This window comes from Kitasatospora sp. NPDC088160, from assembly GCF_044741445.1.
Taxonomy (GTDB): domain Bacteria; phylum Actinomycetota; class Actinomycetes; order Streptomycetales; family Streptomycetaceae; genus Kitasatospora.
The window spans coordinates 60,304-71,128 of sequence record NZ_JBIUSS010000041.1 but is presented as its reverse complement, the minus strand read 5'-3'; the positions used below and the strand labels follow the sequence as shown (position 1 = coordinate 71,128).

Annotated in this window: 9 protein-coding genes; 8 read left to right on the top strand and 1 reads right to left on the bottom strand. The window is 70.9% G+C overall.

The window, feature by feature from the left end:
• The first annotated feature begins 112 nt into the window (after window positions 1-112).
• From mshD to pstB, 8 genes are all read left to right on the top strand, one after another.
• Window positions 113-1,075, top strand: a complete 963-nt coding sequence (gene mshD / locus ACIOGZ_RS40015; RefSeq protein ID WP_363586540.1) for a mycothiol synthase — start codon at window positions 113-115, stop codon at window positions 1,073-1,075.
• Window positions 1,076-1,396: 321 nt separating this feature from the next.
• Window positions 1,397-3,574 carry an RNA degradosome polyphosphate kinase gene (locus tag ACIOGZ_RS40010; RefSeq protein ID WP_363586586.1) on the top strand — a complete coding sequence of 726 codons (2,178 nt, stop codon included), beginning with the start codon at window positions 1,397-1,399 and terminating at the stop codon, window positions 3,572-3,574.
• A 103-nt stretch (window positions 3,575-3,677) separates the two neighbouring features.
• Window positions 3,678-4,766 carry a CHAD domain-containing protein gene (locus tag ACIOGZ_RS40005; RefSeq protein ID WP_363586541.1) on the top strand — a complete coding sequence of 363 codons (1,089 nt, stop codon included), beginning with the start codon at window positions 3,678-3,680 and terminating at the stop codon, window positions 4,764-4,766.
• 13 nt (window positions 4,767-4,779) lie between these two features.
• Window positions 4,780-5,277, top strand: a complete 498-nt coding sequence (locus ACIOGZ_RS40000) for an NUDIX hydrolase (RefSeq protein WP_400989535.1) — start codon at window positions 4,780-4,782, stop codon at window positions 5,275-5,277.
• Between the two features lie 243 nt (window positions 5,278-5,520).
• Window positions 5,521-6,651, top strand: a complete 1,131-nt coding sequence (pstS, locus tag ACIOGZ_RS39995; RefSeq protein ID WP_400989531.1) for a phosphate ABC transporter substrate-binding protein PstS — start codon at window positions 5,521-5,523, stop codon at window positions 6,649-6,651.
• 149 nt (window positions 6,652-6,800) lie between these two features.
• Complete coding sequence (gene pstC / locus ACIOGZ_RS39990; protein WP_363586543.1) at window positions 6,801-7,778, top strand: phosphate ABC transporter permease subunit PstC; 978 nt, start codon at window positions 6,801-6,803, stop codon at window positions 7,776-7,778.
• Complete coding sequence (pstA, locus tag ACIOGZ_RS39985; RefSeq protein WP_363624989.1) at window positions 7,775-8,851, top strand: phosphate ABC transporter permease PstA; 1,077 nt, start codon at window positions 7,775-7,777, stop codon at window positions 8,849-8,851. The genes pstC and pstA overlap by 4 nt, the downstream gene beginning before the upstream one ends.
• A gap of 43 nt (window positions 8,852-8,894) precedes the next feature.
• Complete coding sequence (gene pstB, locus ACIOGZ_RS39980; protein ID WP_063348284.1) at window positions 8,895-9,671, top strand: phosphate ABC transporter ATP-binding protein PstB; 777 nt, start codon at window positions 8,895-8,897, stop codon at window positions 9,669-9,671.
• A gap of 157 nt (window positions 9,672-9,828) precedes the next feature.
• On the opposite strand, the gene ACIOGZ_RS39975 is transcribed toward pstB, so the two are convergent.
• Window positions 9,829-10,824 carry an inorganic phosphate transporter gene (locus ACIOGZ_RS39975; protein ID WP_063348283.1) on the bottom strand — a complete coding sequence of 332 codons (996 nt, stop codon included), beginning with the start codon at window positions 10,822-10,824 and terminating at the stop codon, window positions 9,829-9,831.
• Between the last annotated feature and the right edge of the window lies 1 nt (window position 10,825).

The window sequence follows — 10,825 nt, the reverse complement described above, 5'->3', positions numbered from 1 at the left end:
AGGGGGGACCCTGTGGGAGAGTAGGACGCCGCCGAACAATCATTCACAGAGAACCCCCATCCGGGAAACCGGATGGGGGTTCTCTGCATTTCCGGTGACGTATCGTCGGGGCATGGACGATCAGACAGCGGTCATTGCGAACAGTGTGCTCCGCCCCGAGCAGCGCGACGGCGCCCTGCGCGTTCTGGCGGACGCCCAGGCGGTGGACGGCCGGGCTGCCGTGTCCGAGCAGGGCCGGCTTCGGCTGCGTTCCTCGGACACTCCGCGCCCCGGCGTGAGCCACTTCATCGAGAGCGAGCACGGCGCCGCCGTCGGTTACGGACAGCTCGAAGTCCCGGAGGGCCCCGGGGCCAACCCCGCCGCCGAGCTGGTGGTCGACCCGGCCGCCCGCGGCCGCGGCCTGGCCCGGCCGCTGGTGGACGCGGTGCTGGCACAGGCCCACCGGGCCGGCCGTGACGCGGTGGACTTCTGGGTGCACGGTGGTCACCCGGCGGCCCGGCACCTGGCCGGCCGGTACGGGGCCGAGCTGGTGCGCGAGCTGCGGCAGATGCGCCGCAGCGGGCCGCAGACCGAGGCCGTCGCCATCCCCGAGGGCGTCGAGCTCCGGACCTTCCGCCCCGGCGAGGACGACGCCGAGTGGCTGCGGTTGAACGCGCTGGCCTTCGCCCACCACCCGGAGCAGGGCTCCTGGACGGAGCGGGACCTGGCCGAGCGGCTGGCCGAGCCCTGGTTCGATCCGGCCGGCTTCTTCCTCGCCACCCGGGGCGGCAAGGTGGTCGGCTTCCACTGGACCAAGGTGCACCCGGCCACCGCCACCGAGCCTGCGCTCGGCGAGGTCTACGTGGTCGGGGTGGACCCGGCGGAGCAGGGCAGCGGTCTCGGCCGTGCCCTGACCGCTGCCGGTCTGCGTCACCTGACCGGTTCGGACGCCGGCGAGCGCGGACTGGAGACGGTCCTGCTCTACGTCGACGCCGACAATCCGGCCGCGGTGCGGGTATATGAACGACTGGGGTTCACCATCCACGAGGTGGACCTCATGTACCGCGTCCAGTACCGCGAGGACCAGGCGGCCTAGGACCCGGACAGGACCTACGGGACCGGGCAGGACCTAGCGGCTCCGGGTGGTCCGGGGCAAGGGGCCGGACGTCACCGGCCCTTGCCCCGACCGACTCAGCTTTCCTCCTGGCCATGCGGTGTTTACCGTGGATTCAATTGCTGCCGCGAAGATCACAGGATGAAGTCCGTAGTGTCTCGCTCGTGCAGAGTCGACCGCCACGCGCCGGCCGGCCCTGTACGGACCGCGCCCGGCGGGTGGGCGTTGGCCCTGGGCGAGGACGACGGCCCGCAGAGCCATTCGCGTCCGGACGACGTCCTGCTGCTGGAGGAGCTGGAGCCCATGAGCATCCCCCGCCCCGTCTCTGCCTCGCTGTCCCCGCCGGCCAGGATGTCCGGTGCGCTGGGGATACCGCCCGAGCTGCCGGCCGAGGACGAGCAGGAGTTCGACGCACTGCCGCAGGGCCGCTTCCTGGACCGCGAGCGCAGTTGGCTCGCGTTCAACGAGCGCGTCCTGGAGCTGGCCGAGGATCCTGGGATCCCGCTGCTGGAGCGGGCCAAGTTCCTCGCCATCTTCGCGAGCAACCTGGACGAGTTCTTCATGGTCAGGGTGGCCGGGCTGAAGCGCCGGATCGCGACGGGCGTCGCCCAGCGCAGCGCGTCCGGCCTCCAGCCGCGCGAGGTGCTGGACCTGATCTGGACCCGCTCGCGCGAGCTGATGGCGCGGCACGCCGCCGCCTTCCAGCAGGAGGTGCTGCCGGACCTCGCCACCGAGGGCATCGAGGTGGTCCGCTGGCCGGAGCTGGCCGAGAAGGAGCAGGCCCGGCTGCACACCCTGTTCCGGCAGAAGATCTTCCCGGTCCTCACCCCGCTGGCGGTCGACCCGGCGCACCCCTTCCCGTACATATCGGGGCTCTCGCTCAACCTGGCCGTGGTGGTGCGCAATCCGGTCTCGGGGCACAAGCACTTCGCCCGGGTGAAGGTGCCGCAGTCGCTGGCCCGCTTCCTGGAGGCCTCGCCGCAGCGTTACGTCCCGCTGGAGGACGTGATGGGCGCGCACCTGGAGGAGCTGTTCCCGGGCATGGAGGTGCTCGCCCACCATGCCTTCCGGGTGACCCGCAACGAGGACCTGGAGGTGGAGGAGGACGACACCGAGAACATCCTCAAGGCCCTGGAGAAGGAGCTGATGCGGCGGCGCTTCGGCCCGCCGGTGCGGCTGGAGGTCGAGGAGTCGATCGACCCCTACATCCTGGACCTGCTGGTGCGGGAGCTGAACATCACCGAGGCGGAGGTCTTCCCGCTGCCCGGTCCGCTCGACCTGACCGGTCTGTTCGGGATCGCCGAACTGGACCGCCCGGAGCTGAAGTACCCGAAGTTCGTGGCGGGCACCGCCCGCGGGCTGACGGACGTCGAGTCGGCGTCCCAGCCGGACATCTTCGCCGCGATGCGCGAGCGGGACGTCCTGCTGCACCACCCGTACGACAGCTTCTCCACCTCGGTCCAGGCCTTCCTGGAGCAGGCCGCCGCCGACCCGGACGTCCTGGCGATCAAGCAGACGCTGTACCGCACCTCCGGCGACTCGCCGATCGTGGACGCGCTGATAGACGCGGCGGAGTCGGGCAAGCAGGTGCTGGTCCTGGTCGAGATCAAGGCGCGCTTCGACGAGCAGGCCAACATCAAGTGGGCCCGCAAGCTGGAGGAGGCCGGCTGCCACGTCGTCTACGGCCTGGTCGGGCTGAAGACGCACTGCAAGCTGTCGCTGGTGGTCCGGCAGGAGGGTGACACCCTGCGCCGCTACTCGCACGTCGGCACCGGCAACTACCACCCGAAGACCGCCCGGCTGTACGAGGACCTGGGGCTGCTGACCTCGGACCCGCAGGTCGGCGCCGACCTCTCGGACCTCTTCAACCGGCTGTCCGGCTACTCGCGCCGGGAGTCCTACCGCCGCCTGCTGACCGCCCCGCGCGGCCTGCGCGACGGGCTGGTCTCCCGGATCCACAACGAGATCGCCCACCACCGGGCCGGCCGGCCGGCGTACGTGAAGATCAAGGTCAACTCGATCGTCGACGAGGCCGTGATCGACGCGCTGTACCGGGCCTCGCAGGCCGGCGTGCCGGTCGACGTCTGGGTACGCGGGATCTGCGCGATCCGGCCGGGCGTGCCGGGGCTGAGCGAGAACGTCCGGGTCCGCAGCATCCTGGGCCGCTTCCTGGAGCACTCCCGGGTCTTCGTGTTCGGCAACAACGGCGATCCGGAGGTCTGGATCGGCAGCGCCGACATGATGCACCGCAACCTGGACCGCCGGATCGAGGCACTGATGCGGATCACCGACCCGGCCCACCGGGCCGAGCTGTCCGGCCTGATCGACCTCGGGATGTCGGACGAGACCGAGTCCTGGCACCTGGGGCAGGACGGCGCGTGGACCCGCCACTCGCAGGACGCCGAGAGCCGGCCGCTGCGGCACGTCCAGGATCTGCTGATCGACTCGCGCCTGCGCCGCCGGGCCGCCGCCTCGCGCTGACGCGACCACTGATGCGAGCCGCTGGAACCGCAGGGGACCGGTTCCGGCGGTCGGCCACCAGCCCCGGGGGGACGAACCCGGGGGAACGGGGATCTACCACGCCATGACCGATGCGCCGATGACGGCCCAGGCGGCCGCCACCACGACCGCCGGGGACATCCTCTCCAGCCACCTCACCGCCCAGGCCGGCGCGTTCCTGCGTGCCCTGCCGCTGACGGTGGGCGAGGTCGGCGCCAGACCGGGGACGGCCGCGGTCGTCCCGGCGGCCGGCACCGCCGACCTGCTGCGGGCGGTCCGGCGGATCGGCGGGCTGCTGCACACCTTCGGCTCCGTCTTCGAGCAGGCCTGGGCCCAGGAATCGCGCACCGAGCTGCGCTGGCTGCTCAACCTGCTGGCGCTGGAGCCCGGTTACGTCCGCCGCTCGGCCCGGCTGCTGGGCGCGCTGGACTCGCTGAGCGGCAGCGATCCGGACGGGACGGGCATGCTGGCCGGGCACGTCGGGGCGCCCAAGGCGCGGGCGCTGCTGGACCGGCAGCTGACCCTGGCCCGGACCAGGGCGCACTCCTCGGTGCTCCAGGAGCTCCGGTCGGCCCGGCTGCACGCGCTGGCGGACCGGATGACGCTGCTGGTCGGCGACGCCCCGCTGCTGGAGTCGGCGGGCGGCCGGGCGCCCGCGGTGCTGCTGCCGCAGGCGGCCGCCGCGTTCACGGCGCTGTCGGCGAGCGCCCAGCAGCTGCCGCTGCACCGGGCGGCCACGCCGTACGGAGGTGACGGGCTGCGCCGGCTGGGCGCTGTCCCGGCGGCGCGCGGCGCGGTGGACGCGGACACGGCGCTGGCGGCCGACGACGCGCCGTGGGCACGGACGCGCATCCTGGTGAAGCGGGCCCGGTACGCGCTGGAGGTGTGCGGTCGCGGGTCCGCCGAACTGGACGAGTTGGACGGGGTGTTGGGCCGGCACCAGGAGGCGGCGGACGCCGCGGTCACCGCGGCCACCGCCGCGCGGACCCCGCGGATCACCCCGGCGACCGCCTACGTGCTGGGCGTGGTGCATGCTGATCAGCGACTGGAGGTGGAGGCGGCGCGGTACGCCTTCGGCCGCCGGTGGTCCGACCTCCCGCCCGGCCTGGACGGCTGGCCGGACCTCCCCCCTGCCGAGGGCTGGGGGCATTCCCCCGCACCACGGACGGCCTGAATTGCGCGATCGCCTGAGCACCGGGCCGGCAGCGGACGCACCCGCGACCGGGGCGGGGCACGCCCGGGTGATCCTGGCGGCGGGTGCGGTGCTGTGGCTGCCGGGACGGCCGAAGAAGAGCGGCCGGCTGGGGAGGCCGCGGATCGCGGTGATCCACCGGCCCAAGTACGACGACTGGAGTCTGCCGAAGGGCAAGCTCGACCCGGGGGAGGGAGTGGTCGCGGCGGCGCTGCGCGAGGTGCGCGAGGAGACCGGGTTCGCCTGCCTGCTCGGTCCGGAGCTGCCGGCCCAGCACTACCTGGCGCAGGGCCGGCCGAAGGAGGTGCGCTACTGGGCGGCGGTGCCGTCGAGCGGGGCGTTCCGGCCGAACCGCGAGGTGGACCGGCTGGAGTGGCTGCCCGCCGGAAAGGCCCGCGCCCGGTTGACGCACGACCGCGACCGGTTGCTGGTCGACGCCCTGCTGGCGATCCTGGGTGCGAAGCCCGTACGGGCGAGTGATCACCCTCGGTGACGGGACGGTGGAAGTGATCTCGTCGCGCCCTCGCCGTGACGCAACCGTGACTACCTGGCGTAGTTTCCTGTCATCCTTTCGAGGTTCACTCTCCGTTCACTTGTGACCGGCTGTCGTGTCACCTACCCGGCCTAACTTCGGGTTTACCGGAGGGCCGAACGGGCCCCGGACCACAGCAGAACCCGCGCCCGCCGTCCTCGCACGGCCCGCGCGACGGGCAATGCCACAGAAAGGGACACCCCTGTGAAGCTCCAGCGGAACGGCCGCTCCAAGGCCCTCGCCATCGGTGCCATGGCGCTCGTCAGCTCGCTGTCGCTCGCTGCCTGCGGCTCGGACGACAACGGTGCCAAGGCCGCCGGTGGCTCCAGCGGCTCCGCTTCGGCCGCCGCGGTCAACTGTGGCAAGGGCGGGACGCTGCTCGCTGCGGGCTCGACGGCTCAGGCCAACGCGATCGACGTGTGGAAGACCACCTACGGCGCGTCCTGCTCCGGCACCACCGTCAACTACAGCGGTGGCGGTTCCGGCGCCGGTGTGCAGCAGTTCAACCAGGGCAAGGTCGCCTTCGCCGGCACCGACTTCGCGCTCAAGCCCGCCGACGTCGACACCTCCAAGACGGTCTGCACCGGCGGCAAGGCGATCGACCTGCCGCTGGTCGCGGGTCTCGTCTCGCTGGTCTACAACGTCGACAACGTCGACAACCTGGTCCTGGACGGCCCGATCTCCGCCAAGATCTTCGACTCGCAGATCACCAAGTGGAACGACCCCGCGATCGCCGCCCTGAACCCGGGCGTGCAGCTGCCGGACGCCGAGATCCAGACCGTCCACCGCTCGGACGACTCCGGGACCTCGTACAACCTCACCTCCTACTTCGCCAAGACCTCCGGTGGCGCCTGGAGCGCCGCGCCGGACAAGGCGTGGAAGGGCAAGGGCGGCCAGTCCGCCCAGGGCAGCGCCGGCGTCTCCGCGCAGATCAAGCAGGTCAAGAACTCCATCGGCTACGCCGAGCTGTCCTACGCGCAGAGCAACAACCTCAAGAGCGCCAAGATCGCCACCGGTGCGGCCAAGCCCGTCGAGGCGACCGCGGCCAACGCCGCCCTCACCTTCGCCTCCTCCACCGTCGTGGGCACCGACGGCGACCTCGCCCTCTCCCTGGACTACGGGACCAAGGCCGACAACGCCTACCCGATCATCCTGGTGACCTACGAGATCGCCTGCGACAAGGGCAACAAGCCGGAGAACCTCGAGAACCTGAAGTCCTTCCTGACCTACGCCATCAGCGACGCCGCGCAGAAGGCGATCGGCGACAAGGGCTACGTCCCGCTCCCCGCCGCCATCAGCGACAAGGTCAAGGCCGCCGTCTCCTCCCTGGCCTGACCCGACAGGAGCACCGGTGGGACGGCCCCGTGAGCGAGGGGGGCCGGGGTCGTCCCACCGGAACGCACCGACCCAGCACCAACGTCCGGGGCACCGCCGCCATGGTGCCGTCCCCCTTCCGGGGCGGCACCACCAGACCGGAGTAGACAATGACTTCATCCTCCCCTGCCGCCCCGCGAGGCAGGGAACGCCGACCGCGCGACAGCCGCTTCGGCGACAAGATCTTCATGAACCTCGCCCGCGGTTCGGGCATCCTGCTGCTGGTCATCATGGCCGCGATCGCCGGCTTCCTGGCCTGGCGCGCGGGCCTGGCCCTCAGCACCAACGAGGGCAACTTCCTCACCACCTTCGAGTGGACGCCGGACGCCACGAAGCCGGTCTTCGGCATCGCCGTCCTGGCCTTCGGCACCCTCGTCAGCGCCGTCATCGCGATGACGATCGCCGTCCCGGTGGCCATCGGGATCGCGCTGTTCATCTCGCACTACGCGCCGCGGAAGATCGCCCAGCCGTTCGCCTACCTGGTCGACCTGCTCGCCGCCGTCCCCAGCATCGTCTACGGCCTGTGGGGCGCGCTCTTCCTGGTCCCGCACATGGACGGCCTGACCAGCTGGCTCAACCAGTACCTCGGCTGGACGTACCTCTTCGACCAGACCAAGACCGGCACCCCGCGCAACCTGTTCACCGTCGGCATCCTGCTGGCGATCATGGTCCTGCCGATCATCACGGCGGTCTCCCGCGAGGTGTTCCGCCAGGTGCCGCGGATGCAGGAGGAGGCGGCGCTCGCGCTCGGCGCGACCCGCTGGGAGATGATCCGCACCGCGGTGCTGCCGTTCGGCCGCCCCGGCATCATCTCGGCCTCGATGCTCGGCCTCGGGCGCGCGCTCGGCGAGACCATCGCCGTCGCTGTGGTGCTGTCCGCGAGCAACGTGCTCTCGCTGCACATCCTCGACGCGGGCGGCGGCACCTTCGCGCAGAACATCGCGCTGAAGTTCGCCGAGGCCGGCAACAACGGGCGCGACGCCCTGATGGCCTCCGGCCTCGTCCTGTTCGTCATCACCCTGCTGGTGAACGGTGCCGCGCGACTGATCATCGCCCGCCGCAAGGAGTACTCGGGGGCCAACGCATGACCGCGGCAACGACTTCCGTCACGGCCGACGCCCGGCCGCTCAGCCGGTCCCTGACCGCCAACCGGCTGCCCAAGTGGGCCCCGGCCGCCGTCGCGGTCGGCTCGATCGCGGTCGGCTGCGGGATCGGCGCCGCCGCGGGGCTGGAGAGCCACCTGCAGTGGGGCCTGATCTCGGCCCTGCTGTTCCTGCTGGTCAGCTACGGCGTCTCGGCCCAGGTCGAGGGCCGCCGCCAGGCCAAGGACCGGTTCGCCACCTCGGTGGTCTGGGTCGCCTTCATCCTGGCCGTCGTCCCGCTGATCTCCCTGACGGTCTACACGGTCCAGCAGGGCATCGGCGTGGTGAACGGGAACTTCCTGAGCCACTCGATGAAGGGCGTGATCGCCTCCGGCCCCGGCGGCGGCATCTACCACGCGCTGCTCGGCACCATGCAGCAGGTCGCCCTGGCCACCGCAATGGCCGCCCCGGTGGGTCTGCTGACCGCCGTCTACCTGGTCGAGTACGGCCGCGGCACGCTCGCCAAGACCGTCACCTTCTTCGTCGACGTCATGACGGGCATCCCGTCGATCGTCGCCGGTCTGTTCGTCCTCTCGCTCTGGAACATCGCCCTGGGCTTCAGCTACTCGGGCTTCTCGGGCAGCCTCGCACTGGCGATCCTGATGATGCCGGTCGTGGTCCGGTCCACCGAGGAGATGCTCAAGCTCGTCCCGAACGAGCTGCGCGAGGCCTCGTACGCGCTCGGCGTGCCGAAGTGGAAGACCATCCTGCGGATCGTCCTCCCCACCGCGATCGGCGGCATCACCACCGGCGTGATGCTGGCGGTCGCCCGCATCACGGGCGAGACCGCCCCGGTGCTGATGCTGGTCTTCGGCGCCGACGCCATCAACAGCAACCCGTTCGACGGACCGCAGCAGTCCCTGCCGATGTACATCTGGCAGCAGTACTCGGTGGTCAACAACGACTTCGGCTACGCCCGCGCCTGGGGCGCCGCGCTGGTGCTGATCGCCTTTGTGATGGGGCTCAACCTCATCGCCCGGGGCATCGCACGCTGGCGCTCGCCCAAGGGCGGACACTGAGCGACCGACTGACGTACGAAGACAGACGAGAGAAGCAACGATCATGGCCAAGCGCATCGACGTCAGCGGACTGTCCGCCTACTACGGCACCACCAAGGCCATCGAGGACATCTCGATGAGCATCGAACCCCGCTCGGTGACCGCCTTCATCGGCCCCTCCGGCTGCGGCAAGTCCACCTTCCTGCGCACCCTCAACCGGATGCACGAGGTGATCCCCGGCGCCCGGGTCGAGGGCAAGGTCCTCCTGGACGACGAGAACCTCTACGCCTCGAACGTCGACCCGGTCGCCGTCCGCCGCTCGGTCGGCATGGTCTTCCAGCGCCCGAACCCGTTCCCGACCATGTCGATCTACGACAACGTGATCGCCGGGCTCAAGCTCGCGGGCGTGCGCAAGAAGTCCGTCCTGGACGAGGTGGTCGAGCGCTCGCTGAAGGGCGCCAACCTCTGGAACGAGGTTCACACCCGGCTGAACAAGCCGGGGGCCGGCCTCTCCGGCGGCCAGCAGCAGCGGCTGTGCATCGCCCGCGCCATCGCGGTCGAGCCGCAGGTCCTGCTGATGGACGAGCCCTGCTCCGCGCTCGACCCGATCTCCACCCTCGCGATCGAGGACCTGATCGGTGAGCTGAAGTCGCAGTTCACCATCGTCATCGTGACCCACAACATGCAGCAGGCGGCCCGCGTCAGCGACCGCACCGCCTTCTTCAACCTGGCCGGCGTCGGCCAGCCGGGCAAGCTGGTCGAGCTGGACGACACCCAGCGGATCTTCTCCAACCCGTCGGTCCAGGCGACCGAGGACTACATCTCCGGCCGCTTCGGCTAGGCCGTACCCCCGCCACGAGCCGACGGACCGCGGTGTCCGGAGGCGAACGGCGAGCACACAGGCTGCTCCGCGGTGCTGCATGGCGGTGCCGCCGTGGAGCATGAAGAAGGGCCCGCCCCCGAGATGTGGGGGCGGGCCCTGTCACGTGCGGGGCCGGTCAGCCCCAGAACAGGTGGGCGAACCAGTACACCAGCGCTGCGACGATGGCGGCCGCCGGCATCGTGATGAACCAGCCGAGCACGATGTTCTTGGCGACGCCCCAGCGCACCGCGCGGATCCGCTTGGTGGCTCCCGCGCCCATGATCGCCGCGGTGATCACGTGGGTGGTGGAGATCGGAGCCTTGAAGACGAACGAGGTGACGTACATGACCGTCGCGGCGGTGGCCTCGGCGGCGAAGCCCTGCGGCGGATCCAGCTCGATGATCTTGCGGCCGAGCGTCCGCATGATCCGCCAGCCGCCCGCGTAGGTGCCCAGCGAGAGCATCGTGGCGCAGGAGATCTTCACCCACACCGGGATGCCCTCGCCGGAGTGGTGGCCGGAGATGGTGAGCGCCATCACCACGATGCCCATGGTCTTCTGCGCGTCCTGCAGACCGTGCGCCAGCGCCATCGCGGCGGCCGAGGCGGTCTGGGCGACCCGGAAGTTGCGCTTGGCCTTGTGCGGGTTGGCCCGGCGGAAGATCCACAGGATCGCCAGCATCACCAGGAAGCCGCCGACCAGGCCGACCACCGGCGAGACGATCATCGGGATGACGATCTTGTCGAGGACGCCGCCCCAGATCACGTCGATGCCGCCGGCCATGGCCGCGCCCACCATGCCGCCGAACAGCGCGTGCGAGGAGGAGGACGGCAGGCCGAAGTACCAGGTGACCAGGTTCCAGGCGATCGCCCCGACCAGTGCGGCGAACAGGATCACCATGCCCCGGTCGCCGGTGGGGGTCTCGATGATCCCCTGGGAGACGGTGTGCGCCACGCCGCTGCCGAGGAAGGCGCCGGCCAGGTTCATCACCGCGGCCATCGCCAGCGCGGCCCTGGGGGTCAGCGCCCGGGTGGAGACCGAGGTGGCGATCGCGTTCGCGGAGTCGTGGAAGCCGTTGGTGTAGGTGAAGAAGAACGCAACGCCGACGACGGCGATGAGTGCTGCCATGTCCACG

Coding starts and splice junctions, on each gene's coding strand:
- mshD (WP_363586540.1), top strand. CDS start 113: ATGGACGATCAGACAGCGGTCATTGCGAACAGTGTGCTCCGCCCCGAG.
- ACIOGZ_RS40010 (WP_363586586.1), top strand. CDS start 1,397: ATGAGCATCCCCCGCCCCGTCTCTGCCTCGCTGTCCCCGCCGGCCAGG.
- ACIOGZ_RS40005 (WP_363586541.1), top strand. CDS start 3,678: ATGACCGATGCGCCGATGACGGCCCAGGCGGCCGCCACCACGACCGCC.
- pstC (WP_363586543.1), top strand. CDS start 6,801: ATGACTTCATCCTCCCCTGCCGCCCCGCGAGGCAGGGAACGCCGACCG.
- pstA (WP_363624989.1), top strand. CDS start 7,775: ATGACCGCGGCAACGACTTCCGTCACGGCCGACGCCCGGCCGCTCAGC.
- pstB (WP_063348284.1), top strand. CDS start 8,895: ATGGCCAAGCGCATCGACGTCAGCGGACTGTCCGCCTACTACGGCACC.